Here is a 24,510-nt window from a genome sequence, read left to right on the forward strand (position 1 = left end):
ACCAAAGTTGCAGAAGGAGAGCCGGCGGCGGAACTGCCGATCTCCCCCCAAGTGGGGGAGATGTCCGGCAGGACAGAGGGGGGCGCCGTAGAGCGCCGTCGTTACAGTTTAGCTCTCGTCATTGTTGCCTTTGCATTCTTGCCCACGCCCGCCTTCGCCCATGCCTCCGACCGCGGCCACGTCCTGCTCCTTCCCACCGGCTACTACGTCGCCGGCGGCGCGCTCGCGGTTGCCGCCAGCTTCCTTATCCTGGCGCTACTCCCGCCGGACTCCCTCGACCGCTTTTGGCGCAAGCGCCTGCCGCTGTTCACCTTCGGTGACGGCGCGCAGACTGCCGTCGGCCTGACATCCTTTGCCGGCTTTGCAATCCTCATTGCCGCCGGTCTGTTCGGCAGCCGCGATCCGCTCTCCAATCCGCTGCCGTTGACCGTATGGACATTGCTCTGGGTTGGGCTGGCCCTGCTGCAAGGGCTCGGCGGCGATCTCTGGTCCTGGCTCAATCCCTGGTACGGGCCGTGCCGCGTCGTCTCGCGCCTGTCCGGCAGAACGCAGCCGTATCTGCTCCCCCAACGGCTCGGCTATTGGCCGGCTTTCCTGCTGTTCTTCGCCTTCGCCTGGTTCGAGCTGATCGACCCTGCGCCCGACGATCCGGCGCGGCTGGCCTGGGCCGCCGGCCTCTACTGGCTGCTGAGCTTCGCCGCCATGCAGGTCTTCGGCTACCGCGACTGGACCCTGCGCGGTGAGTTCCTGACCGTGTTCTTTTCCATGGTGGCGCGCTTCGCCATCGTCGAACGTAGTGCAGACGGCCGGCTAAAACTCTGCTGGCCGGGCGCCAAGCTGCTTGGTGCCGCGCCGCTACCGCTCAGCGGCGTCGCTTTCCTGCTGCTTGCGCTGTCGTCTGTGTCCTTCGACGGCCTGTCGAAAACCTTCTTCTGGCTAGGCTGGTTCGGCATCAATCCGCTGGAGTTTCCTGGACGCACCGCTTTGATCGGCATCGGCAGTTTCGGCCTTGTGCTGAGCTTTGCCGTGCTTGCGGCCGTGTTCGCGCTCGCCGTCTTTGTTGGCCAGCACCTTGCCGGCAGCAAGCATTCGCTCGGTCACGCCGCCGGGCTTTTGGTCTGGTCGATCGTACCGATCGCGCTCGCCTACCACTTCGCGCATTATCTGACGGCGCTGCTGGTCGACGGCCAATATGCGATTGCCGCTCTCTCCGACCCGTTTGCGCTGGGCTGGAACCTGTTCGGTACCGCCGACATGTCAATTGAAGCCGGCGTCGTCGCCGGTGCCGGTTCGGCGTGGTGGCTGTGGAACCTCCAGGCCGGCGTCATCATAGCCGGCCACATGCTTGCTGTGCTTGTCGCCCATGGCTTGGCCTGGCGGCTGCACGCCATTCCGGCTCGCGCCGCGCTCAGCCAGTTCCCGCTCACCGTGCTGATGATCGCCTACACCGTCCTCGGCCTATGGCTGCTTGCGACGCCGAGCGCCGGATGAACGAGGTGTGCGATGCCCGTCAATCGAACCTTGGGGAAAGCTCGCTTGCCACGTCAGAGCTTTGGTGATTTAGTTTGTACACATGCAATTTTCGCCCCTCTTAACAAGAGTGGCCTGCCTGCTACAGCCATTGGTCAAAGCTCAAAAACAAGGGGAACTGCCGTGACTGACAAGAATGGGTTTTTCGATCTCTCCAGATACGCTCTCACCCGCCGCACGGCGCTGAAGGGCCTTGCCGCCGGCGCCGGTCTTGCCGTCGCGCCGGGTTTCGTGCGTTACAGCCAGGCGCAGAGCTCGGCGCCGATCAAGATCGGCTTCCAGTCGCACCGCACCGGCATCGGCGCCGCCTACGGCCGCTGGTACGAGAAGACCACTGCCGCCGCGGTCAAGGCGATCAACGAAGCCGGCGGCATCAACGGCCGGCCGGTCGAGGTGATCATCGAGGATGACGGCACCGATCCCGGCCGGGGCGCCGAAGTCGTCGGCAAGTTCGCCTCCCAGCACAAGACCGATATAGTCTACGGCACGCTGTTTTCGCATGTCGTCATCGGCTCGGCGCCGGCCGCCGGCGAGGCCAAGATGCCCTATTTCGTTGTCAGCGAAGGCCACCACGTCGCCTCGACCAAATTGAACCGCTACGTCTTCCAGCCCGGCATCACCGATGTGAAGAGCCAGATCCAGTCGATGGCACCATGGATTGCCGCCAATGCCGGCAAGAAGGTGACGCAGATATTTCCCGATTTCGCCTTCGGCTACGACCATCGCGACTACCTTCCGCCGGCCCTGAAGGCGCAAGGCGCCGAGGTTATCGCCCAGATCGCCATCCCCCCGACGGAATCCTCCTTCACCAAATATTTCCCGCAGATCCCCGCAGAGACCGAGGTGATCTACCACGTCATGGTCGGCCCGGCGGTGCTCACCTTCGTCAAGGAGCTAGGCGAGTTCTACGGCTCCAATCGGCCGCAGCTGTTCGGCTTCATCGATTCGCTTGAAGCTACCGACATCAACAGCCCCGGCCTCGAATTCCTCGACGGTAGCCATTTCTGGGAAGGTTCGCCGCGCTACGCGCAGCCCGATGATTCCCCCGCACAGAAGGCCTACCGCGCCGCCGTCGGCATCGACGACAACGGTGCCGCTGTCGGCGACCCCAAGGACGTCTCCACCGCCGCGCATATGTTCGGCTGCTGGGAAACGCTCTACGTCGTCAAGAAGGCGATGGAAGACGCCGGCTACAAGGGGCCGGAAGACCGCGCCAAGCTGGTCGAGGCGACCGAGGCGTTGACCGAGTTCGCCGAGGGGCCCGAGCATCCGCAGGGACCGAAAACCTTCAACGGCAAAATCCACCAGTGCTTTGGTATCCAGAACATCTCCAAGGTCGAAGGCGGCCGGCTGAATGTCGTCCACAAGACCAAGATCGAGGACGGCCTCTACGAGCCGGAAGGGGATTACACGACGCAGGCGCTGTGAGCTTGGTTTCATTAAGCACAGTGCGCTTCGGCCCACCCCCCTCTGTCCTGCCGGACATCTCCCCCTCAAGGGGGGAGATTGGCAGTTCCTGCGAAGGCGGCCGCTTTCCGACCTCGACGATTGGCGAAAGCGGTGATGACAGCCAATCTCTCGCCTCGAGGGGGAGATGCCAAGTTTTGGCAAAGAGGGCAGGCCAGAGGGGGGTGCTTCGCGCATCCGCCGGTGCTTAGCCGATGCACTTCGGACCCCACCTTCTCCTCGCCGCCCTCGAAGGCCTCGTCACCTCCGCCGTGCTGGCGCTGACGGCGCTTGGCCTGTCGCTGGTGTTCGGCGTCATGCGCGTCGTCAATGTCGCGCATGGCGAGTTCTTCATGCTGGGCGCGGTGCTTGCCTGGGCGATCTCAACGGCGATATCCGGCCATCCGGCGCTCGGCTTCCTGGCCGCCCTGGTGCTGGCGCCGCTGATCGTCGGCCTGATCGCGCTGCTCGCCGAACGGCTGGTGCTGCGCCGGCTCAACTACAATCCGGAAGCCACCATCGTCGCCACCATCGGCATGCTCTACATCATCCAGCAACTGGCGCTGACCTTCTACGGCCCGGAGGCGCGGCCGGTGGAGCCGCCGTTCAGCTACCGCATTCTCCTGCCGTGGTTCGGTTATTCCGGGTACAAGCTGTCAATCATCGCCGCATCGGCGCTGCTGCTGGTCGCGACCTGGCTGGTGCTGACGCGCACGAAAATCGGCCTCGTCATGCGCGCCACGCAATATGACAGCGAGACGGCGCAGGCCTTCGGCATCCCGGTGACCAGAGTCTATGCCGGTGTTTTCGCGCTCGGCGCCATGCTGGCTGCTGTCGCCGCGGTGCTGATCGTGCCGATCAGCCAGGCCCACTATCTGATGGGACAGGACCCGCTGTTGCTGTCGTTCATCGTCGTCATCATCGGCGGCCTCGGCTCGCTGCGCGGCACGGTCGTCGCCGCGGTGCTGATCGGCCTTTCCGACGGCATCATCTCGGTGTTCTTCTCACCGACGCTGGCCAAGATCATCGCCACCTTGCTCGTCGCCATGGTGCTGGTGTTCCGGCCGCAGGGCCTGTTCGGGACGACATCGCGATGAAGGATGCTTCGCCGGCAAAGCCATATGCGCTGCACCTCGGCGTCATCGCCCTGCTTTTCGGGCTTAGCTTCGTCCTGCCGGAATACCATCACGGCCTGCTCGCCCGCATCATGGTGCTGGCGGTCTTCGCCATGGGCTACAATCTGCTGTTCGGCTATGTCGGGCTGCTTAGCCTCGGCCATGCCATGTTCTTTTCAGCCGGGCTCTATGGCGCCGGCCTTGCCGTCATCCATCTCGGCTGGAGCGTGCCGGCCGCCTTCGCAGCCGGGCTTGCCTGCGGCGCGCTTCTCGCGCTGGGGATCGGGCTGCTGGCGCTGCGCACCTTCGGCGTCGCCTTCATGATCGTCACTATGATGTTCGCGCGGGTATTCTATCTCGTCATTCTCTATTTCGCTGCCTGGACCGGTGGCGACCAGGGCATGGTCGTGCCGCAGCCGATGCGTGTCCTTGTCCTGGGCAGCACGTCACTCGACCTCACCAACCCGACCGTGCGCTATATGAGCGCGCTGGCACTGTTCTCGATCGTGCTGCTTATAAGCCTGGCGATAGTCCGCTCCGGCTACGGTCGCGTGCTGGTCGCCATCCGCGAAAACGAAGAGCGGACCAAAATGCTTGGCTACGATACATTTTCCAACAAGCTCGCCGCCGTCGTCATCTCAGGCAGCATCTGCGCGGCTTCCGGCGCCGCCTATGCGCTGCTGTTCGGCTATGTCGGCTCGAGCTTCGCCTCGGTGCAATATTCCATCCTGCCGCTGCTCTGGGTGCTGCTGGGCGGTGCCGCCACCACGCTCGGTCCGCTGATCGGCACGCTGTTCATGTATTATGTCATCGACGTCTCCAGCGGCTACACCTCGGCCTATTTGCTGATCGTCGGCATAGCGCTCATCCTGCTGGTGCTGTTCTTCCCGAGAGGCATTCTCGGCAGCATCCGCCAGCGCTGGCTCGGGTGGTTGCCATGATGCCGCTGCTCACCACCAAAGGCCTGTCGCGCAGTTTCGGCGGCTTGCGTGCCGTCGACGGCGTCGACTTCGCGCTGATACCGGGCGAGATTCGCGCCATCATCGGCCCCAACGGCGCCGGCAAGACCACCTTCGTCAGCCTGGTCAGCGGCCGCATCCAGCCCTCGTCGGGCACGATCATCTTCGACGGCGCCGATATCACCAGCCTGCCTGCCTACGCCAGGGTTCGCCTTGGCATCGCCTATACGTTCCAGATCACCAGCATCTTTGCCAATCTCAGCGCCTACGACAATGTTGCCCTGCCGGTGCAGCGCACGCTGACCGACGGCCGCTCGAAGGGCGCGGTTCACACCGGCGTCATGGCCGCGCTCGAGCGTACCGGCCTTGCCGACCGCGCCGACATGCCGGCCGGGCAGCTGTCCTACGGTCACCAGCGGTTGCTGGAAGTGGCGATGGGACTGGCACTGAAGCCGCGGCTGCTGATCCTCGACGAACCGACGCAAGGGCTGGCCGACAGCGAGATCGATAATTTCATCGAGCTGGTGCGCGAGATCGCCGATAGCGCCACCGTGCTTTTGATCGAGCACAACATGCCGGTGGTCATGCGGCTCGCCGATCGCATCACCGTCTTCAACGCCGGCAGGATTTTGGCTGAAGGCACGCCCGAGCAGATCCGCGCCAATGCCGCGGTGCAGGACGCCTATCTGGGCACGACCCATGGCTGAGGCCCAGTCGAAGGCACTGACGATCTCCGGGGTCGACTGCTTCTATGGCGAGGTCCAGGTGCTCTATGGCCTCGATCTTGTCTTGAACGAGGGCGAAGTGCTCTGCCTGTTCGGCCGCAACGGCGCCGGCAAGACGACGACGCTGAAGGCAATCATGGGCCTGGTGCCGGTAAGCTCCGGCTCGATCCGGCTCGAAGGGCGGGAATTGACCGGCTTGCCGGCGCACGAGGTGCCCAAGGCCGGCGTCGCCTACGTGCCGCAGGGCCGGCGGCTGTTCGCCGAGATGACGGTGGGTGAAAACATCGAGATCGGCCTGATGGCCCGCAACAAGGGCAAGGCGACGCGCGAAAACGTGCTCGATCTTTTTCCGCTGTTGCGCCAGCGCCTCAGGCAGCGTTCCGGCACGCTGTCCGGCGGTGAGCAGCAGATGCTGGCCATGGCCCGCGCCCTGTGCCTGGAACCACAGGTGCTCCTGCTCGACGAGCCGACCGAAGGGCTGATGCCGTCGATGATCGCCAAGATCCGCGAAACCGTGTCGAAGCTGCGTGCGCTTGGCGTGTCGACAATTCTTGTCGAGCAGCGCGTCGATGCCGTGCTGTCGGTCGCAGACCGCGTTTGTTTCATCGAAAACGGCCGCAACCGCGAGACGGTCGATGTCGAGGAACTGCGTTCCGATCCCTCGGCGGTCCGTCGCTATGTCGGCGTCGGATGATCAGGCAAAGAACAGCAAGCCGGCAAGCAGGAATGTCGGGATCAGCACCGCGCCCGACCATGCCATATAGCCAAAGAAGCTCGGCATCTTGATGCCGCGATGCCTGGCAATGGCATAGACCATGAAATTCGGCGCATTGCCGACATAGGTGTTGGCGCCCATGAACACCGCGCCTGCCGAGATCGCCGCCAGCGTCGAGGCGAGCTCGGTCGTCAGATGCTGCGCATCGCCGCCAGCCAGCTCGAAGAACACGAGATAGGTCGGCGCATTGTCGAGGAAGGACGACAGCGCTCCGGTCAGCCAGAAATAAGCAAGGTTGTCGGGTGCGCCGGTCGGCGAACTGACCAGCAGCACCAACGGCGCCAGCGCGCCGTCGAGCCCGGCCCGCAATATGGCGACGACCGGCACGATGCAGATGAAGATGCTGGCGAACAGCTTCGCCACCTCGGCAATCGGCCCCCAGCTGAAGGCGTTTGCGCCGCGAAACTCCTTCGGCGAGACGACAAGCGAAGTGAAGGCCAGTATCAGGATGGCGGCGTCGCGCACCAGATTCTGCAGCTCGAGGCTGACGCCCTGAAAAGAGAAACTCACTCCCGGCTTCCAGGCAGCGGAAATCAGGATCGCGGCGATTACGCCAGCCAGCAGCGGGATGTTGGCCAGGCCGCGAATGCGCACCTTGCTGTCGGGCGTCGGATCCTTGATCTTCGGCGCGCCTTCCTCCCGGCGATGCATGATGATGTCGATCGCCAGGAAAACAGCCAGCACCACGCCGGCGACGAACAGCGTCTCGGGCAGCAGGTGAACTGTCGTCCAGAAGAAATCGACGCCGCGCAGAAAGCCGACGAACAGCGGCGGATCGCCCAGCGGCGTTAGCGACCCGCCGATGTTGGACACCAGGAAGATGAAAAAGATGACGACATGGGCGTTGAAGCGCCGGTTGTCGTTGGCGCGGATGAGCGGCCGGATCAGGATCATCGAGGCGCCGGTTGTGCCAATGATCGAGGCAAGCAGCGCCCCTCCCAGCAACAGCCCGGCATTGACCAGCGGCGTGCCGTGTATGTTGCCGGCAACGAAGATACCGCCCGAAATGGTGAACAGCGCAAACAGCAGGATGATGAACGACATGTATTCGGTGAGCAGCGCATGCAGCACCGCCTGCGTGGCGGACGGGATGCCGAAGGCGATGGCCAGCGGCCCGATCACCAACGCTGCCCAGAAGGCAGCGATCTTGCCGTAATGGTGCTCCCAAGCATGATGGAACAGCAGCGGGCCGGTCGCGATGCAAAGCAATAGCCCGGCAAACGGCAGCACCCACCAAAGCGACATGGCGGCGCCCGGCAATTCGTGCGCTTCGGCCGCGAGAACCGCTCTCGGAGAAAAGATTGCTGCAATAAGTGCAGCACTTGCCGTCAACGCCGCAAACCGCATGAAGCCCCTCAAAAGTCTGTCAGGTTCGGCTGGATGACGTTCAAATCAGTGTCACGCCGGCATCGCGCATCCGGCCCAGCATCCTCTCCACGGAGCCGTTGAGATCGATGCCGCGGCAGGCGTCGAGCCGCACGGATGTCTCAAAACCGAGCTTGACCGCGTCGAGCGCCGAAAAGGCGACGCAGAAATCCGTCGCCAGGCCGACCAGGGTCAGCGTCTCGATGTTCCGATCCCGGAGATAGCCGGCAAGGCCGGTCGGCGTCGTCCTGTCGTTCTCGAAGAATGCGGAATAGCTGTCGATCGCAGGACGGAACCCCTTGCGGATCACCAGCTCGGCCTTGCTCCAGGCGAGGCCCGAATGGAAATCCGATCCCAGGCTGCCCTGGATGCAGTGATCCGGCCACAGCGTCTGGTGGCCATAAGGCACGTCGATCGTTTCGAACGGGTGCTTGCCGGGGTGGCTGGAGGCAAAGCTCGAATGGCCGGCAGGGTGCCAGTCCTGCGTCAGCAGGACGTGCTCGGTCCGCCGGATCAGGTCATTGACCAACGGCACGATTTCGTCGCCACCGGCCACTTCAAGGGCGCCACCCGGGCAGAAATCGTTCTGCAGGTCGATAACGACAAGCGCTTCGTCGGCCATGGAGCCTCCTTATTTTCTTGGTCTTGAGCTTAGGCTCCAATGAAAACGCGACCGGACGCAGAAACTTGACCAGATGGCCGGCTGCGTCAACCTCTCATGGCATAACAAATGCGTTCCGGGTGCACCGGTGCCAACAGCCGTGCAAACTCTGGCTTTGACAATTCCTGCCGGCTTGATATCATTTGCATACGAATGAATTTCCTGCCTTGAATGCTCGGGAAAATCTTTCGGCAGGATCCCCTCTCGGGAAGCCCATTCTGGGAAGGCAAAGCGTGATCCGTTACGCAAAACCCACCACGGTCGACGATGCCCTCGCTTTGCTGGGCGAAGGGCAATGGCGCATCCTCGCCGGCGGCACCGACTTCTATCCGGCACAGGGCAGCAAGCCTTTCCGCGACAATGTCCTCGATATCAATGGCCTGGTGGCATTGCGCGGCATTGCCGAAGCCGAAAACCATTGGCTCGTCGGCGCGCGCACCACCTGGACCGATCTCGTCCGCCATCCTCTGCCGGCGGCTTTCGACGCGCTGAAGCAGGCGGCGCGGGAAGTCGGCTCGGTGCAGATCCAGAACGTTGCCTCGATTGCCGGCAATCTCTGCAACGCCTCGCCGGCCGCCGACGGCGTGCCGGCGCTGCTGGTGCTCGATGCCGAAGTCGAACTGCGTTCCGCTGTGGCGACCCGGCATCTGCCCCTTGCAGAATTCATCCTCGGCAACCGTCGCACCGCGCTGCAGCCCGGCGAAATGGTCACGGCAATCCGCATTCCCAAACCCGCGACCGCCGGCAGCTCCGCCTTCGTGAAACTCGGCGCGCGGCGATATCTCGTCATCTCCATCGCCATGGCCGCCGCACGCCTGGCCGTCGAAGATGGTATGGTCAGGAACGCGGCCGTCGCCGTCGGTTCCTGCTCGGTTGTCGCCAGGCGCCTGGCGGGTGTCGAGGCGGCGCTACGCGGCCGGCCCGTCGGCCACGCGCTGGCCACTGCGATCCAATCCGCACCGATGGACGAGCTGTCGCCGATCGGCGACGTGCGCGGCAGCGCCGAATATCGGCTGGACGCTGCGCGCGAGATCGTCGCCCGCGCCGTGCTTGGTGCGATGGGCGCTGTTCCCGACGAAAGGGCGGCCGCCTGATGGGCATGGAGCGCGCCGACATCGCCTTCGAAGTCAACGGCGCCGCCGTCAGCGTTTGCGTGCCGCCGGTGCGGCGGCTGTCCGCGGTGTTGCGCGACGAACTGCGGCTGACCGGCACCAAGATCGGCTGCGATGCCGGCGATTGCGGCGCCTGCACGGTGCTGGTCGACGGCGAGCCGGTCTGCGCCTGCCTGATGCCCGCGGCTTCCGCCTCCGGCACCGTGGTGACGACCGTCGAAGGCCTCGCCAATGGCCGGTTGTCGGCGCTGCAGGCTTCGTTCCTCAGCCATGGCGCAGCGCAATGCGGCGCCTGCACGCCCGGCCTGCTGGTCGCGGCAACGGCACTCCTGGACAGGACGCCTTGCCCGAGCGAGGCCGAAACGCAGGATGCACTGGGCGGCGTGCTCTGCCGCTGTACCGGCTACCGCAAGATCGTCACCGCGGTGATGGATGCTTGGCGCCACGCCGACGGTCTCGATCAGCGCATGCCATCCTCTGGCCATGCCGTCGGCTCCTCCCCGATCCGCCTCGATGGCCTTCCGAAAGTCACTGGCGGCGAAAAATTCGGCGGTGATTCATTCCCGGCCGACGCATTGTCGGTGCTGGTGGCCCGCTCGCCGCATTATCATGCGGCCTTCAGCTTCGGCGATCTCGATCGCTGGGTGAAATCCCGTCCCGGCATTGCCGGCGTCTTCACCGCCGCCGACATTCCGGGAAAGAATTGTTTCGGCGTCATCGCGCCCTTCGCCGACCAGCCGGCGCTGGCCGAAGGGGTTTCGCGCTTTCGTGGTGAGGCGGTGGCGCTGGTTGCCGGCGAACGGGAGGCTATCCTCGATCTCGACCTTGCCGATTTTCCTTGCAGTTGGACCGAGTTGCCGCATTTTCTGGAAACTGGCGAAGCGCAGGCCGGCGGTGCGCAACTGGTCCATGAAAACCGGCCCTCGAACCTGCTCACTTCCGGCTTCGTCGAGCGTGGCGACCCGGAAGCCGCGCTTGCCGGTGCGGCTTTCGTCGTTTCCGGCGCCATCGACACCTCCTATGTCGAGCATGCCTATATCGAACCGGAAGCCGGCTATGCCTTCATGGACGGCGACACGCTGGTCGTCGTCGCCTGCACGCAGGCGCCCTATATGGACCGTGACGACACGGCAAAAGTGCTCGGCCTTGCCCCGGAAAAGGTGCGCATCGTGCCGACCGCGACCGGCGGCGGCTTCGGCTCCAAGCTCGACGTCTCGCTGCAACCGCTCATCGGCCTTGTCGCCATGAAAACCGGCCGGCCGGCGGCGCTCGCCTACAGCCGCACCGAATCGATGATCTCGACCACGAAGCGCCATCCGGCTCTGATGAGAGCGAGCATCGGCGCCGATGCCGACGGCCGCATCACCGGCATGGTCTTCGCCGGCGATTTCAACACCGGCGCCTATGCCAGCTGGGGGCCGACGGTCGCCAACCGCGTGCCGGTGCACGCCTCCGGCCCCTATGCGACGCCGAACTATCGCGCCGAAGGCCGCGCCATCCACACCAATGGCCCGATTGCCGGCGCCTTTCGCGGTTTCGGCGTGCCGCAGGCGACGATCATGCAGGAGACCCTCTATGACGAGCTAGCCGACAAGCTCGGCATGGATCGGCTCGACTTTCGCCTGAAGAACTGCCTTCGGAACGGATCCGAAACAGTTACCGGGCAGCGGCTCGAGTCGGGCGTCGGCATCGCCGACTGCCTGGCGGCCCTGCGCTCACATTGGCGGCGTGCCCTAACTGACGCCGACGCGTTCAACGCCCGTAGCAGCAGCGAAAAAAAACGCGGCGTCGGCGTCGCCTCTTGCTGGTACGGCTGCGGCAACACCTCGCTGCCCAATCCGTCGACCATCAAGGTCGGCATCTCGGCATCGGGCGAAGTCGTGCTGCATCAGGGGGCGGTCGATATCGGGCAAGGTTCGAACACTGTCATCGCGCAGATCTGCGCCGACGCGTTGGGTCTTCCGCTTGAAAAGCTGCGGCTGAAAGGCGCCGACACGGCGATCACCCCCGACGCCGGCAAGACATCGGCCTCGCGCCAGACCTTCGTCACCGGCAAGGCCGCCGAAAAGGCCGGCCGCGCCTTGCGCGATGAGATCTTGCGTTTCGCCAATGTCTCGGAAAAGGCGGCGATTGCGCTGGACGGCACAAGTCTGAGCATCGGGGAAGGCGAAGCGACGCGCCGCATCGATCTTTCCTCGCTGAAGGTAGACGCCGAAGGCTTTGTCTTCCGCGCCGAGGAAAGCTACGACCCGCCGACGCTGCCGCTCGATGCCAAGGGCCAGGGCAAGCCTTATGCCGTCTATGGCTATGGCGCCCAGATCGCCGAACTGGAGGTCGACCTCAGGCTCGGCACCGTGAAGCTTATAAAAATCACCGCCGCTCACGATGTCGGCAAGGCCATCAACCCTTTACTGGCAGAGGGCCAGATCGAGGGCGGCATCGCCCAGGGCATCGGCATGGCGCTGATGGAGGAATTCATCCCCGGCCGCACCGAAAACCTGCACGATTATCTGATCCCGACGATCGGCGACGTGCCACCGATCGAGACCATCCTGATAGAAGTTCCGGATCCGGAAGGACCCTTCGGCGCCAAGGGTTTGGGCGAGCATGTGCTGATCCCGACGGCGCCGGCGATCCTCAACGCCATCCGCCACGCCACCGGTGTGCTGGTCACCAAAATTCCGGCGACGCCGACCCGCATCCGCGCCGCCATCCTCGACAAGGAGGCGCGCCGATGAGCGAGCTTGCCGAACGCTTCGAGACACACGATCCCGGCGAGAAGCTGGTGGCCGAGAAGATCCGCTGCGATGCCTGTCCGGTCATGTGCTACATCGCCGATGGCCGCACCGGCGCCTGCGACCGCTACGGCAATGTTGGCGGCAGGATCGTGCGGATGGATCCACTGACCATCCTCGACCACGCGGCCGAGACCGGCGCCGCAATCGTACCCTTTGCCGAAGAAGGCGAGGCATGGGACGGCGAACTGGTCAACACCGGCCGCCGCTTCGTCACCGCCATCGGCGCCGGCACCACCTATCCCGATTACAAGCCGGCGCCCTTCATCGTCAGCCAGGAGGTCGAGGGCGTCGATCTGGTCACCGTCGTCACCGAGGGCATCTTCTCCTATTGCGGCGTCAAGGTGAAGATCGACACCGACCGTCATATCGGCCCCGAAACGGCGACGGTCCGTGCCCAAGGCGAGGCGATCGGCCATGTCACGACCGGCGAATACGGCTCGCAGATGCTGTCGCTGGGCGGCGTACATCATTTGACCGGCGGCTCGAAGGCTGAAGGGCGCGCCACCTGCGACGCCATGCTCGCCCTGTGCAACCGCAAACCGGTTGAACTCGTGATCGACGGCGGCGCCACCATCATCGTCGAAGCCGGCAAGCCGCCGGTCATCGACGGCAAGCTCGAGCAGCGCATGCGCGTCGGCTGCGGTTCGGCTACCATAGGCATGTTCGCGACCCAATGGCGCGGCCTTGTCGACGAGGTGGTGGTGGTCGATGACCACATCACCGGCGTCGTCTCCGAGCATCAGGCCGGCAAGGTGCTTGGCTGGCAGGATACCGGCATCAAGATCATCGGCCGCCGTTCGACGCCGGGCCGTTATTTCAAGGTGTCGGAGCCCGGCCTCGGCTGGGGCGGCACCAGCATTTCCGACCCGCTGTCGATCCTTGGTGAATGGAACGCCAAAAAGGGTGCGCGCCCCGGCATGTCGCTGCTGATGGTCTCGACCACCGGCGAGCAATTCGCCTATTACGAGCTCGACGACGAACTGAAGCCGGTCCAGGAACCGTTCCCGGAGCGGCTGCGGAAGTCGGTCGAACTGATCGAGGACAATTGCGAGCCGGCGCTCTGCACCGTGCTTTTCGTCGGCGGCGCCGGCGGCTCGCTGCGCGCCGGCGTCACCGAGAACCCGGTCAATCTGACCCGCTCGGTGCAGGGCTTGACGACCTATGTGACGGTCGGCGGCGCGCCGGTCTATGTCTGGCCGGGCGGCGGCATCACGCTGATGGTCGACGTCACCCGCGTGCCGGAAGGCGCCTTCGGCTATGTGCCGACCCCGGCGCTGGTGGCGCCGATCGAGTTCACCATGCGCCGCGACGATTATGTCAGGCTTGGCGGCTACGAAGGCGAAATCCGCAGCGTCGACGATATCCTGGCCAAGGGCGGCGAATATCTCAATCCGCGCCGCGGCACGGCCGCACCCCGTGACAATCCCTGGCCGCCGCTGGCGCAGTTGCGTCGCGCGGCCGCAAACGGGGCCGGGCGATGAACGGCCCGCAGGCGCATTGGCTCGAGGACGGCCGGAGGCTTCACCTCAATCATGGGCCGATCGACCTGATCGTCGAGGCATTCGGCGAGGCGAGTGAATGCAGCGCCGCATATCGTCAGGCAGTGGCGCGCTTCCAGACAATCCTGCCCGAACTGGTCGAAGAGTTGCCCGAACTGCGGCGCCCGGCCGCCTCGCTGCCACGTGCTTTCGCTGGCCCGACGGCGCGCCACATGGAAGCGGCGGTCGTTCCGCTAGCGAAACAATTCATCACACCGATGGCGGCCGTCGCCGGCTCGGTAGCCGACGAAGTGCTTGGCGCGCTGCTTGCCGGCCGCCGGCTCGAGCGCGCCTATGTCAACAATGGCGGCGACAGCGCGATCTATCTCGGCCACGGGCAGTCGATGACGCTTGCCATTGCCGGGACAGGTCATGGGTTGGCAGATCATCTCACGATCCGCCCCGAAGACGGGATCCGCGGTGTCGCGACAAGCGGCTGGCGCGGCCGCTCCTTTTCGCTGGGCATCGCCGACGCGGTCACGGTGCTGGCGCGAACGGGTGCTGAAGCCGATGCCGCCGCGACCTTGATCGCCAACGCCGTCGACCTGCCCGGTCATCCGGCCGTTAGGCGCGTACGGGCGCGCGATCTCGCACCTGACAGCGATCTCGGCGACCGTTTGGTGACGCAGGGCGTGGGGCTGCTTTCCGCCGCTGAAATCGCTATTGCGCTGGAAGGCGGATTTGCCGTTGCCGAGGAGTTTCGGCGGCGCGGCCTGATTGCCGCCGCGGCGCTTTTCCTCGGCGGTCAGGCGCGCATCGCAGGTCCGATGGCGCTCGCCAATAAAGTTTTAGAGAGGGAAATTGCTCATGCCTGAGTTTCCGATCCGCAAGATCGCCGTGCTGACCGAAGAGATTTTTCACGAAGGCGGGCCGGTGGCGAAGGTGCCGCGGCGCCGTGCCGCGGCAATGGCTGTGGTCAAGAACCCGTTCGCCGGCCGTTACGTCGAGGAACTGCAGAGCGCCATGGAGGATTTGAAGCCGCTCGGGCTGCTGCTCTCCGACAGGCTTATTGCCGCATTGGGCGGCGACGTCAAACAGATCGACGGTTACGGCAAGGGCGCCATCGTCGGCATGGCGGGCGAGCTGGAGCATGGCGCGCTGTGGCATGTGCCGGGCGGCTATGCCATGCGCGAACGGCTCGGCGACGCCAAGGCGATCGTGCCCTCGGCGAAGAAGGTCGGCGGCTTCGGCGCGCGGCTCGATGTGCCGCTCGGCCACATCAACGCCGCCTATGTGCGCAGCCATTTCGATGCCATGGAAATCGGCATCAGCGATGGCCCCCGTCCCGACGAGATCCTGTTTTGCCTCGCCATGACCTGCGGCCCGCGCGTGCACGACCGCATGGGTGGGCTGGCGGCCAAGGACATTAAGGCATGGGATGGGCTGCGGTGAGCGCCGAGGACAATCTGCTCAAGCTGGTCGAGGCCGAGGAGCCTGACGAAAACGACTATCGCTTGCAGGAGCAGGTCGGCTTCATCCTGCGCAAGGCGCATCAGCGCCATGTCTCGATCTTCGCCGCACACATCGCCGATCTGACGCCGCCGCAATTTGCCGCTTTGGCCAAATTGCGCGACGTCGGCGAGACCTCGCAGAACCAGCTTGGCAGCCTGATCGCCATGGATGCGGCCACCGTGAAGGGCGTCATCGACCGGCTGAAAGCGCGTGGCTTTGTCGAACTTAGCAAACACGAAATCGACAAACGGCGCCTGCTGGTCAATCTGACCGCCGAGGGGCGCGACGCGATCGAGCGGCTGATTCCGCTTGCCCGTGAGATTACGCAGGAAACGCTGGCGCCGCTTTCCGCCAAGGAAGCGGCCATTTTCATGAAGCTGCTGGCCAAGCTGGCTTAATCTGCTGCCTGCCGGCGTTTGGTTGTTGTTCCTGCCGGGCGCTGAACGCCCGGCAGGAAAGCCTCGTCTCAGAGGCCGTTGTCCTTCAGGATCTGGGCGGCATTTTCCTTGGTGATCTTCTGCGTCGGCAGGGTGATGGTCTTTTCCACCTTCTCCCCGTTCAGGAACTTGATCGCCTGCCGCAGCCCTTCGGCGCCCGGCGTCACATAAGTGAACGTCGCCGTCAGCTCGCCATTGGCGACCAGCTGCACGCCTTCATTGGGCAGGCCGTCGATGCCGATGAACTTGATGTCCTTCTCACGTCCGACGTCCTTGGCGGCAAGATAGGCGCCATAGGCCATCGGATCATTGTGGCCGTAGACAAGATCGATTTTCTCGTTGTTGCGCAACGCCGTCGCCATGATGTTGTAGGCCTGGTCCTGCTTCCAGTCGCCCGACTGCTGGTCGAGCAGGTATTTTATGCCTGGCTCCTTATCGGTGAATTCATGGAAGCCGTCATGGCGGTCGTGTGCCGGCTGGGTGCCCATGCCGCCCCAGATCTCGACGACGTTGCCGGCGGCCTTGCCCTTGCCGCCAAGCAGCTCGACGGCATATTCACCGGCAGCCCGGCCGATCAGCTTGTTGTCGCCGCCGACGAACTGCGTGTAGTCGTTGGTTTCGACGTTGCGGTCGAGCACGAAGACCGGGATCTTGGCATCGATCGCCTGCTGCACGACACCGGTCAGGCCGGCGGATTCTTTCGGTGATACCAAGAGCGCATCGACCTCCTGACGGATAAGGTTTTCGACATCGGCGACCTGCTTCTCGGTCTTGTCCTCGCCGTCGGTGATGATCAGCTCGACTTCCGGATGCTTGGCCGCTTCGGCCAGGATGTCCTTGTTGAACTGGGCGCGCCAGGGTTCGATGGTCGTCACCTGCGAGAAGCCGATCTTCCACTTCTTGTCCTGCGCATGGGCGCCGCCGGCAAGCATGGCGGTCGTGGTCAGGAGTGCCGCTGTCAGCCCGGCGAGCTTCAACAATTCACGTCGTTTCATTTCTTGTTTCCTCCAATATTCAGAGACGCGGTCTCTTGCGACGGCCGCTTTGCCGCGGCCGTTTCCTTGTGCGCTTGCCCGCCGGGCAGTCGCAGATAGAAGAGAAGATCACCGGCACTGCGCTCCTGTACGAGCACGGTACCGATGATGATCATCCCCTTCAGCACCAGCTGAAGGTTCGAATTGATGTTGTGCAGCTGCAGGATGTTGGAGAGCAGCCCGAAGATCAGCACGCCGCAGAACGTCCCGGTGAGGCTGCCGCGTCCGCCCATCAGGCTGGTGCCGCCGATGACCACGGCGGCAATCGCGTCGAGCTCCAGCCCGGCGCCGGCGTCCGGCTTGCCTTGCCGGTACTGCGCGACATAGAGCACCGCCGCGATGCCGGCCAGCAGCCCTGACACGGCATAGGTGGCGATCTTCACGCGGCCTGCGGCGATGCCCGACAGCCGCGCTGCCTCCTCATTGCCGCCGATCGCATAGACATAGCGGCCGAACGGGGTGAAGCGCAGCACGGCGCCGTAGATCAGGATGGCGCCGAGGAAGAACAGGCCCGGCATCGGGATCACGCCGAATACCAGCGAGCGCAGCATTTCGAAATCGGCGGTGGCATTCGAGCCGGTGTAGACCGGCAGCACCGCATTGTTCTGGCCGGCTGTCAGCCGGGCGATGCCGAGCGCAGTGACCATCATCGCCAGCGTCACGATGAACGGCTGCAGCCGCCCGGCGACGATGATGAAGCCGTTGAGCGCGCCGAACAGCAGGCCGACGCAAGGCGCCACCAGCAGCACGCCGAGCACGCCGAATTTTGAGCCCACCTGCGGCAGCAGGAACCACAGCACCAGACTGCACAGGATCACCCCGACAATGCCGGGCGTCACCAGTCCGCGAACGCTGTCCAACCTGATGTCGTGCGTGGCCTGCGCGCCGGCGCGGGATTTTTCGATGTTCAGCAGGATGAAACGAGTGACGAGAATGCCGAGGCAAAGGGCTGCCAGGGCAACTGTCGGCACCCCCAGCACCACCGCCGGCGTCACGCCGGGGACCGTCAGCAGCATGGCACAGACGACCGTGCAGATAGCCATCAGCGAGCCGACGGAAAGGTCGATACCGCCGGTGATGATCACCGCAGTCATGCCGGTGGCAATCAGCCCGGTGGTCGACACCTGGCGCAGCACATCGAGCAGGTTGCCGTAGGACAGGAAGATGTTGTTGCCCTTGGAGCTGATCGGCGAGCCGAGCACGCCGATCAGGAAGATGGCGATCAGGCCCCAATAGAGCTTCGTCCGGGACAGGATATGCAAAATGCTCATGCGGCAGGCCTCGTCATCGTCCGTCGCGGCGCCGCAAGCCGCATGATGGCCTCCTCGCTGGCTTGCGCGCGGGACAGGATTCCCGTCTGGCGGCCGTCGGCCATGACGAGGATACGGTCGGAAAGATGCAGCAGCTCCGGCAATTCCGAGCTGATGACGGCGATCGCCAGCCCGTCTCGCGCCAGCTTGAAGATGAGATCGTAGATTTCCCGCTTGGCACCGACATCAATGCCGCGTGTCGGCTCGTCGAGCAGCAGCACCCGCGGCCTCGTCGCTAGCCATTTGCCGATGACGACCTTCTGCTGGTTGCCGCCGGACAGCGTGCCGGCCGGCTGCTCGACGGTCTCGCAGCGAATGCCGAGCGCCTTGACGGCGTCCCGTGCCAGCCCTTGCTCACCGGCCAGCGAGCGCACGCCGAACCGCGCCAGCGCGCCGACCAGCGGCAGCGCGACATTGTCGGTGATCGAGGCCTCGAGATGCAGGCCTTGCGTCTTGCGGTCTTCCGTGACCAGGGCGATGCCGAGCCGGCGCGCATCGCGCGGCGAACGGATTTCTACTGCCTCGCCATCGAGCCTGATCTCACCGCCGGCACGTCCGCCGCTGGACCCGAAGATGGTTTCCAGGATTTCGGTACGGCCCGAGCCCAGCAATCCGCCGATACCGAGGATTTCTCCTGCGGCAAGATCGAAGCTGACGCCATCGAGCACGGTGCGCCAGCCATGGCGATTGGGCTTCGACAGCGACAGCTCGCTTACGGACAGGACCGTGTTGCCACCGGGGATGCGGTGCTCCTGGGAGGAAGCAAGCAGGTTTCGCCCGACCATCGCCGAAATTATGGCGTCTTCGTCGAGCTTGTCCATCGCCTGCGTCAGGACGTGGCGTCCATCGCGAAACACGGTGACGCGGCTGGCCAGATGCATAACCTCGTCGATGCGGTGCGAAATGTAGACGATCGCCACGCCACTATTGGCGAGCTGGCGGATGATGCGGAACAGCCGCTGGCATTCGGCTGGCGAAAGGGCGGAGGTCGGCTCGTCCATGATCAGGATGCGTGCCGACATCGACAGCGCCTTGGCGATCTCGACCAGTTGCTGTTCGCCGACGCGCAAGGCACCGACGCGTGCATCCGGGTCGAGCTCGATGCCGAGCCTTTGCAAGAGCGTTCCGGCGGCGCGGCTGCTCGTCTTGCGGTCGACGATCAGTCCGGCGATCAGCTTCTCGCGGCCGAGAAAGATATTGTCGGCGACGCTGAGTTCGGGAACGAGGTTCAGCTCCTGGTGGATGATGGCGATGCCGGCGCGCTCGGCTTCGCGGACGCCGGCAAAGCGCACCGGATAGCCATCGATACTGACCGTTCCGTTATAGTCCGTATAGACGCCGGACAGGATCTTCATCAGTGTCGACTTGCCGGCGCCGTTCTCGCCCATCAGCGCATGGACCTCGCCGCGCCGCAGTTCGAAGCCGACATCGACAAGCGCGGCGATACCGCCGAAGGACTTGGAGATGTGCTCGGCGCTCAGTACGATAGCCGAGCCGTCCGCCGTAGCGCCTTGCGCAGGGATGGAATTGCCGTGCTGCATGATAAGGACGGCCTCCCTCCGTCGTCACCGAATGCCTTAAACGCTAATCTAAACGTTTCGATCATGTCAAGGCAATATCTGGAGCCTGAGATTATTCCATTTCAATTCTTGCGCAAAATCATAAGATTCCGTACGTATTGCTGCCGCGGAGTGGTGAAACGTTTCGAAAATGACAGCGTCAGGACGAAAAAAGCAGCGCAAATCCACTGCACCGACCATGCTTCATGTGGCCGAAGCGGCGCGTGTTTCCGTGGCCACCGTATCGGCGCTGATCAACGGCACCGCGACCGTCAGCCCCGAGCTCAGCCAGCGCATCGAACAGGCGATCCGCGACATCGGCTACAAGCGCAACGCCATTGCCCGCAGCCTGAAGATGGGCACCACACGCACCATCGGGCTCACCGTCCCACACATCACCAATCCGTTCTTTACCGACGTCGTTTCGGTCATCCAGCAGGCTTTCGACAGGGCCGGCTACGCCGTCATGCTGTGCTGCACCGACGAGCACCTGAACACGCAGGACGACCAGATCAGGCTGCTGCTCGACCGCATGGTCGACGGACTGATCGTCGCGCGTGTCGGTGACGGCGCGATCCTCAAACGGATTGTCGACGACGCCAATGTGCCGGTCGTGCTGCTCGACCGTGTTTGCCAGGGTGTCGACACCGATGCCGTCGTTCTCGACAATCAGCGCGCGGTGTTCGACGCCATCACTTACCTGATCGATCTCGGCCATCGGCGCATCGGCTACATCTCCGGCTCGTTCGATATCTCGCCGATGCATGACCGCATGGCGGGATACCGCGAGGCCCTCCAGGCCGCCGGCCTGCCGGCCGAGGCCGAACTCGTCCGCTTCGGCAACTTCCATGAAGTCGACGGCTACAACGCCACCATGCAGCTGCTTTCGCTGCACGACCGGCCGAGCGCCATCTTTTCGGCCAACAACCCGATGGTGATCGGCACCATGAAGGCCATTCGCGATATCGGCCTGTCCTGTCCGGAGGATATTTCGGTCGCCTGCTTCGACGACTTTCCGTGGTCGGATGTGTTCCGGCCGCAATTGACCACGGTCGCACAGCCGGTGCAGGCGATTGGCGAACAGGCGGCCAATCTGCTGCTCGACCGGCTCGCCGGAAACAGGGATGCGCCGCCGCGCAAGCTGACGCTCAAGGGACGCTTGATGATCCGCAATTCATGCCGTCCGCTAGGTGCAACTGCGCAGAGCGTCAGCGCGTAGCGCTTGGGCTCTGTTCAGAAACTTTGCAATGCCGGACGGACAGCGCTCCCTCTGTCCTGCCGACCCCGGGCCTTCGCAGCCACTACGGGCGCTCGTCGTTTGAAAACCGAGCAATTGAAGGACGCGGCGCCGATCGAGCCAAGTGGCCAACAATCAGCCAGCCGACAGTCAGGAAAATCTTGGCAATCGAAGCATGTCGGTTTAGGAATATGACGAGATGCGGCTGATCGCCCGCACGGGCGCCGGCTTGAGTCATGCGCGTGAAATCGATCCTAATCGGGCTGGTACTTGCTGGGATGGTCGCATTCTTCGGCTGCACCACCGGCGGCGCATTAAAGACTTTCCCCTCGGCCTATGGCGGCCTCACCGACGCCGGTTTTCGCGTTCCGCCGGTTCCGATCTACAAGGTTGACCAAAAGTTCCATCGGCAGACAGTGCCTTATGCGACTGAAGAGGCGCCGGGCACCATCATTGTCGATACAGGAGCGAAGTTCCTCTACTACGTGTTGGGAGACGGTCAGGCACTGCGCTACGGCATCGGCGTCGGCAAGGCGGGCTTCGAGTGGCATGGCACTGCTCACGTTGCGAGGAAGCGCGAATGGCCGGATTGGAGCGCGCCGTCCGCGATGATCGTGCGCGAGCAGAAGCGAGGCCGCATCATACCGGCCCATATGGAGGGCGGACTCATGAACCCGCTCGGGGCGCGGGCGCTCTATCTCTTTAACGAGGAAGGTGACACTGGATATCGCCTGCACGGTAGCCCCGAATGGTGGTCCATCGGCAAAGCCGTGTCGGCGGGCTGCATTCGCCTCATGAACCAGGACATCATCGATCTCTATGACCGCGCCACAATCGGCACCAAGGTGATCGTCATTTAGTGGACGCCGCGTTTCCCGCTAACGGACGAGCATGACGGATCGAAAACCTCCGCGTGAAACGCGCGAAATGTTCGCTATGTCTTCGCACACCTGTTCGCGATGTTCCCTGCCTAAGGCCGGCCTTGCCCGCAACAGTGGCAAGTGGCGAACCAACTCTCAGGCAGCTTCCGACAGCGAGTTGTGAGCGTCGGCCAGGATCTCGAACGAGCGCACCCGCGCCGCATGGTCGAAAATCTGCGCTGTGACCATCAGCTCGTCGGCCCCTGTGCGGCGCACAAACGCCTCGATGCCTTGCCTGACCGTTTCCGGGGAGCCGACGACGGCGCAGGAAAGCGCTTGGCCGAGCATGGTCTTGGCCATTGGATCGAGGTCGCGCTCATATCCTTCGACCGGCGGCGGCAATCGGCCGGGCCGGCCGGTGCGCAGATTGACGAAGGCCTGCTGCAGCGAGGTGAACAACAGCCGCGCCTCGGCATCGGAAGGAGCGGCGAAGACGTTGAGGCCGAGCATCACATAAGGCTTGTCGAGCTGCTCCGAAGGCTGGAAACGCGAGCGGTAGATCTCCAGAGCATGGTCAAGCTCGGCCGGCGCAAAATGCGAAGCGAAGGCGTAGGGCAGGCCGAGCATGGCGGCAAGCTGCGCGCCGTAGAGGCTGGAACCGAGAATCCAGATCGGCACCTTTTCGCCTTCGCCGGGCACCGCGCGGATGCGTTGGCCGTCTTCGGCCGGCTGCAAGTAACCCATCAGCTCGACGACGTCCTGCGGGAAATTGTCGGCGCCAGCGTCGAGGTTACGGCGCAGCGCCCGTGCCGTGGCCATGTCGGTGCCGGGCGCCCGCCCGAGGCCGAGATCGATGCGACCAGGATGCAGAGCGTTGAGCGTACCGAACTGCTCGGCGATGACCAGCGGCGAATGATTGGGCAGCATGATGCCGCCGGCGCCGACGCGTATCGTATTGGTGCCGCCGGCCACATGGGCAATGACCACCGAGGTGGCGGCGCTGGCGATGCCCGGCATATTGTGGTGCTCTGCCAGCCAATAGCGCCGGTAGCCCAGCCGCTCGGCATGACGGGCGAGATCGAGCGAATTGGCGAGTGACTGTGAAGCGTTGCTGCCTTCGACGATCGGCGACAGGTCGAGAACGGAAAGAACGGTCATCGGCGCGGGTTTCCTGTGGGCCGAAGGGATGTAGGAAGCCGTTGCCGAGGCGGCAAATTCAAAATGTTGATGGAGCGCTGGGGGAAACGGACGTGCGACCGATGCAAGGTCGTGATCTGCCCCATCGGGGGGACGCTTTTGACCCTTTAAGCCGCTACTTTTTCACCTCGGGAATCTCTTCGTCCTCGATCGCTGCCGTGTGTTGCGCCGCCAGGAAATTGCCGACATGGCTGAGACCGTCGAAATGATCGCAGAACACCTTGATGACGACCAGCAGAGGCACCGCCAGCAGCGCGCCGACAAAACCCCACAGCCATGACCAGAAGGCGATGGCGATGAGGATCGCCACTGCGTTGATTTCGAGACGGCGGCCGACCACCGTCGGCGTCACGAACTGGCCTTCGACGACATCGCACATAAGGACGAAGGCCGGCGCCAGCAGCGCATAGGAAATCGTGTCGAAGCTTATCAGCGCGATGATCGTAACCAGCGTGATGGTGGTCAGCGCCCCGATATAGGGCAGGAAATTGAGCAGAGCCGCTGCCGCGCCCCAGACCTGCGCGTTGGGCACGCCGAGCGCCCACAGGCCGAGCCCGATGACCACGCCGAGACATGTATTGATGACCGTGACAGTAAGCAGATAATGCGAGATTTCACGTTCTACGTCGTAGACGACGCGCAGCGCCCGCTTCTTTTCGCTGAGACTGGGGAAGGACTGGACGATCTTTTCATAGAACATCGTGCCCGAGGCGAGCAGGAACAGCGACAGGACGAAGACGATGGTAACGCTGGCGCCGGCCGACAGCACATTGCCGGCGGCCTGCGAGAGAATACCGGATGGCGCCGTCGCCACCCTCTGAACGCCTGGCTCCTGGGATGTCTGTGTCAGGCCCTCGATCTGGCGCGAAATCTCCACGATCCGTTCGAACGGACGGCGCAGTTGTGCCAGACGTTCGGTAAGCTGCTGGCCGATCGTCGAGGTGTTGTTGATGAGGTCGATGACCGGGCCGCTGAGCAGATATCCCGCGACGGCGACGAGGCAGAACGAAAGCAGCACCAACAGTGTCGCTGAAATGACATCGGGCATGCCATGCTTGCGCAGGAAGCGAACGATCGGCGTCAGCGTCAGCGCCAGCAGGAAAGCCAGAATGACCGGCATGAAGAAGGCGCGGGCGAAGTAAAGCGCGTAGATCGCCATGAGAATGAAGATGCCGACGAGCAGCGAACGCATCAGATGCGCATCCGCCCGCGCCTCGACGCGCGGATCCGGGCTTTCGGCAGCGCTTGCGCCCGAAGCGTCGGGTTCGGCTTTCATTCTGACCCTCGGCGGCACACCGCGATTGGTGCAGACCGTTGGCGAAAACGCCTCTGTCGCTTCAAGGTTCCGTTAGCCGGCGTCACCGGCAAGGCCGCCTCGCGGCCTTGCCAATAAATCAGGT

General features: G+C 64.0%; 21 protein-coding genes. 14 read left to right on the forward strand and 7 right to left on the reverse strand.

Translation table 11 applies throughout. The features are described from left to right. Positions 1-60: 60 nt before the first annotated feature. The 6 genes from NKJ23_RS24880 to NKJ23_RS24905 all read left to right on the forward strand — a co-directional run bounded on the left by NKJ23_RS24880 (position 61) and on the right by NKJ23_RS24905 (position 6,469). Positions 61-1,491, forward strand: a complete 1,431-nt coding sequence (locus tag NKJ23_RS24880) for a hypothetical protein (protein ID WP_352683076.1) — start codon at positions 61-63, stop codon at positions 1,489-1,491. 162 nt (positions 1,492-1,653) lie between these two features. After that, positions 1,654-2,958, forward strand: a complete 1,305-nt coding sequence (locus NKJ23_RS24885; protein ID WP_352683040.1) for an ABC transporter substrate-binding protein — start codon at positions 1,654-1,656, stop codon at positions 2,956-2,958. 233 nt (positions 2,959-3,191) lie between these two features. Further along, a complete protein-coding gene (locus NKJ23_RS24890) occupies positions 3,192-4,073 on the forward strand; it encodes a branched-chain amino acid ABC transporter permease (protein ID WP_352455934.1) in 882 nt (293 codons plus the stop codon). After that, positions 4,070-5,032 carry a branched-chain amino acid ABC transporter permease gene (locus NKJ23_RS24895; protein WP_352683042.1) on the forward strand — a complete coding sequence of 321 codons (963 nt, stop codon included), beginning with the start codon at positions 4,070-4,072 and terminating at the stop codon, positions 5,030-5,032. Before NKJ23_RS24890 ends, NKJ23_RS24895 begins: the two co-directional genes overlap by 4 nt. Continuing rightward, positions 5,029-5,757: an ABC transporter ATP-binding protein gene (locus NKJ23_RS24900; RefSeq protein ID WP_352683044.1), complete on the forward strand. Its 729-nt coding sequence runs from the start codon at positions 5,029-5,031 to the stop codon at positions 5,755-5,757. The genes NKJ23_RS24895 and NKJ23_RS24900 overlap by 4 nt, the downstream gene beginning before the upstream one ends. Next, complete coding sequence (locus NKJ23_RS24905; protein ID WP_352683046.1) at positions 5,750-6,469, forward strand: ABC transporter ATP-binding protein; 720 nt, start codon at positions 5,750-5,752, stop codon at positions 6,467-6,469. The genes NKJ23_RS24900 and NKJ23_RS24905 overlap by 8 nt, the downstream gene beginning before the upstream one ends. Here the strand turns inward: NKJ23_RS24905 and NKJ23_RS24910 are convergent, their stop codons facing one another. Together NKJ23_RS24910 and pncA are read right to left on the reverse strand one after the other, a co-directional pair. Beyond that, entirely contained in the window at positions 6,470-7,897 is a 1,428-nt protein-coding gene (locus NKJ23_RS24910; protein WP_352683047.1) for a sodium:proton antiporter, read from the reverse strand. Positions 7,898-7,937: 40 nt separating this feature from the next. After that, positions 7,938-8,537 carry a bifunctional nicotinamidase/pyrazinamidase gene (gene pncA, locus NKJ23_RS24915; protein ID WP_023676971.1) on the reverse strand — a complete coding sequence of 200 codons (600 nt, stop codon included), beginning with the start codon at positions 8,535-8,537 and terminating at the stop codon, positions 7,938-7,940. A 272-nt stretch (positions 8,538-8,809) separates the two neighbouring features. Between pncA and NKJ23_RS24920 the strand changes: the two genes are divergently transcribed. Genes NKJ23_RS24920 through NKJ23_RS24945 form a run of 6 tightly spaced genes read left to right on the forward strand, consistent with a single transcriptional unit; the run spans position 8,810 to position 15,874 of the window. Further along, entirely contained in the window at positions 8,810-9,670 is an 861-nt protein-coding gene (locus tag NKJ23_RS24920) for an FAD binding domain-containing protein (RefSeq protein ID WP_352539932.1), read from the forward strand. Next, entirely contained in the window at positions 9,670-12,426 is a 2,757-nt protein-coding gene (locus NKJ23_RS24925) for a molybdopterin-dependent oxidoreductase (RefSeq protein WP_352683049.1), read from the forward strand. Before NKJ23_RS24920 ends, NKJ23_RS24925 begins: the two co-directional genes overlap by 1 nt. Next, the gene (locus NKJ23_RS24930) at positions 12,423-13,967 is read left to right on the forward strand and encodes a 6-hydroxynicotinate reductase (protein ID WP_352455943.1); all 1,545 of its coding nucleotides are present in this window, start codon (positions 12,423-12,425) and stop codon (positions 13,965-13,967) included. The genes NKJ23_RS24925 and NKJ23_RS24930 overlap by 4 nt, the downstream gene beginning before the upstream one ends. After that, positions 13,964-14,839 (forward strand): UPF0280 family protein, encoded by an 876-nt coding sequence (locus NKJ23_RS24935; RefSeq protein WP_352683051.1) that lies wholly within the window; start codon positions 13,964-13,966, stop codon positions 14,837-14,839. Before NKJ23_RS24930 ends, NKJ23_RS24935 begins: the two co-directional genes overlap by 4 nt. After that, a complete protein-coding gene (locus tag NKJ23_RS24940; RefSeq protein ID WP_023676966.1) occupies positions 14,832-15,416 on the forward strand; it encodes an amino acid synthesis family protein in 585 nt (194 codons plus the stop codon). The genes NKJ23_RS24935 and NKJ23_RS24940 overlap by 8 nt, the downstream gene beginning before the upstream one ends. Next, positions 15,413-15,874, forward strand: a complete 462-nt coding sequence (locus NKJ23_RS24945) for a MarR family winged helix-turn-helix transcriptional regulator (RefSeq protein ID WP_352578174.1) — start codon at positions 15,413-15,415, stop codon at positions 15,872-15,874. The genes NKJ23_RS24940 and NKJ23_RS24945 overlap by 4 nt, the downstream gene beginning before the upstream one ends. A gap of 68 nt (positions 15,875-15,942) precedes the next feature. On the opposite strand, the gene NKJ23_RS24950 is transcribed toward NKJ23_RS24945, so the two are convergent. The 3 genes from NKJ23_RS24950 to NKJ23_RS24960 are packed head-to-tail and all read right to left on the reverse strand — an operon-like array spanning position 15,943 to position 19,798. Further along, on the reverse strand, positions 15,943-16,908 hold the full coding sequence (locus tag NKJ23_RS24950; RefSeq protein WP_254815861.1) for a substrate-binding domain-containing protein: 966 nt from the start codon (positions 16,906-16,908) through the stop codon (positions 15,943-15,945). Continuing rightward, positions 16,905-18,218 carry an ABC transporter permease gene (locus tag NKJ23_RS24955; protein WP_023676963.1) on the reverse strand — a complete coding sequence of 438 codons (1,314 nt, stop codon included), beginning with the start codon at positions 18,216-18,218 and terminating at the stop codon, positions 16,905-16,907. Before NKJ23_RS24955 ends, NKJ23_RS24950 begins: the two co-directional genes overlap by 4 nt. Then, a complete protein-coding gene (locus NKJ23_RS24960) occupies positions 18,215-19,798 on the reverse strand; it encodes a sugar ABC transporter ATP-binding protein (RefSeq protein ID WP_352683053.1) in 1,584 nt (527 codons plus the stop codon). Before NKJ23_RS24960 ends, NKJ23_RS24955 begins: the two co-directional genes overlap by 4 nt. Before the next feature lie 217 nt (positions 19,799-20,015). Between NKJ23_RS24960 and NKJ23_RS24965 the strand changes: the two genes are divergently transcribed. Both NKJ23_RS24965 and NKJ23_RS24970 read left to right on the forward strand, forming a co-directional pair. Next, on the forward strand, positions 20,016-21,035 hold the full coding sequence (locus NKJ23_RS24965) for a LacI family DNA-binding transcriptional regulator (protein ID WP_352449454.1): 1,020 nt from the start codon (positions 20,016-20,018) through the stop codon (positions 21,033-21,035). A gap of 254 nt (positions 21,036-21,289) precedes the next feature. Further along, positions 21,290-21,913 carry a L,D-transpeptidase gene (locus NKJ23_RS24970; RefSeq protein WP_352449453.1) on the forward strand — a complete coding sequence of 208 codons (624 nt, stop codon included), beginning with the start codon at positions 21,290-21,292 and terminating at the stop codon, positions 21,911-21,913. Positions 21,914-22,069: 156 nt separating this feature from the next. On the opposite strand, the gene NKJ23_RS24975 is transcribed toward NKJ23_RS24970, so the two are convergent. Both NKJ23_RS24975 and NKJ23_RS24980 read right to left on the reverse strand, forming a co-directional pair. Next, on the reverse strand, positions 22,070-23,071 hold the full coding sequence (locus NKJ23_RS24975) for an LLM class flavin-dependent oxidoreductase (RefSeq protein ID WP_352683056.1): 1,002 nt from the start codon (positions 23,069-23,071) through the stop codon (positions 22,070-22,072). 154 nt (positions 23,072-23,225) lie between these two features. Beyond that, complete coding sequence (locus NKJ23_RS24980) at positions 23,226-24,386, reverse strand: AI-2E family transporter (protein WP_023676958.1); 1,161 nt, start codon at positions 24,384-24,386, stop codon at positions 23,226-23,228. Positions 24,387-24,510 lie beyond the last annotated feature (124 nt).

Origin of the sequence: Mesorhizobium sp. M0184 (assembly GCF_040322215.1) — a bacterium.
Taxonomy (GTDB): Bacteria; Pseudomonadota; Alphaproteobacteria; order Rhizobiales; family Rhizobiaceae; genus Mesorhizobium.

What these genes read in the sequence shown, in the direction of transcription:
- NKJ23_RS24880 (WP_352683076.1), top strand. Translation starts at nt 61, where the DNA reads ATGTCCGGCAGGACAGAGGGGGGCGCCGTAGAGCGCCGTCGTTACAGT.
- NKJ23_RS24890 (WP_352455934.1), top strand. Translation starts at nt 3,192, where the DNA reads ATGCACTTCGGACCCCACCTTCTCCTCGCCGCCCTCGAAGGCCTCGTC.
- NKJ23_RS24895 (WP_352683042.1), top strand. Translation starts at nt 4,070, where the DNA reads ATGAAGGATGCTTCGCCGGCAAAGCCATATGCGCTGCACCTCGGCGTC.
- NKJ23_RS24900 (WP_352683044.1), top strand. Translation starts at nt 5,029, where the DNA reads ATGATGCCGCTGCTCACCACCAAAGGCCTGTCGCGCAGTTTCGGCGGC.
- NKJ23_RS24905 (WP_352683046.1), top strand. Translation starts at nt 5,750, where the DNA reads ATGGCTGAGGCCCAGTCGAAGGCACTGACGATCTCCGGGGTCGACTGC.
- NKJ23_RS24910 (WP_352683047.1), bottom strand. Translation starts at nt 7,897, where the DNA reads ATGCGGTTTGCGGCGTTGACGGCAAGTGCTGCACTTATTGCAGCAATC.
- pncA (WP_023676971.1), bottom strand. Translation starts at nt 8,537, where the DNA reads ATGGCCGACGAAGCGCTTGTCGTTATCGACCTGCAGAACGATTTCTGC.
- NKJ23_RS24925 (WP_352683049.1), top strand. Translation starts at nt 9,670, where the DNA reads ATGGGCATGGAGCGCGCCGACATCGCCTTCGAAGTCAACGGCGCCGCC.
- NKJ23_RS24930 (WP_352455943.1), top strand. Translation starts at nt 12,423, where the DNA reads ATGAGCGAGCTTGCCGAACGCTTCGAGACACACGATCCCGGCGAGAAG.
- NKJ23_RS24935 (WP_352683051.1), top strand. Translation starts at nt 13,964, where the DNA reads ATGAACGGCCCGCAGGCGCATTGGCTCGAGGACGGCCGGAGGCTTCAC.
- NKJ23_RS24940 (WP_023676966.1), top strand. Translation starts at nt 14,832, where the DNA reads ATGCCTGAGTTTCCGATCCGCAAGATCGCCGTGCTGACCGAAGAGATT.
- NKJ23_RS24950 (WP_254815861.1), bottom strand. Translation starts at nt 16,908, where the DNA reads ATGAAACGACGTGAATTGTTGAAGCTCGCCGGGCTGACAGCGGCACTC.
- NKJ23_RS24955 (WP_023676963.1), bottom strand. Translation starts at nt 18,218, where the DNA reads ATGAGCATTTTGCATATCCTGTCCCGGACGAAGCTCTATTGGGGCCTG.
- NKJ23_RS24960 (WP_352683053.1), bottom strand. Translation starts at nt 19,798, where the DNA reads ATGCAGCACGGCAATTCCATCCCTGCGCAAGGCGCTACGGCGGACGGC.
- NKJ23_RS24965 (WP_352449454.1), top strand. Translation starts at nt 20,016, where the DNA reads ATGCTTCATGTGGCCGAAGCGGCGCGTGTTTCCGTGGCCACCGTATCG.
- NKJ23_RS24970 (WP_352449453.1), top strand. Translation starts at nt 21,290, where the DNA reads ATGCGCGTGAAATCGATCCTAATCGGGCTGGTACTTGCTGGGATGGTC.
- NKJ23_RS24975 (WP_352683056.1), bottom strand. Translation starts at nt 23,071, where the DNA reads ATGACCGTTCTTTCCGTTCTCGACCTGTCGCCGATCGTCGAAGGCAGC.
- NKJ23_RS24980 (WP_023676958.1), bottom strand. Translation starts at nt 24,386, where the DNA reads ATGAAAGCCGAACCCGACGCTTCGGGCGCAAGCGCTGCCGAAAGCCCG.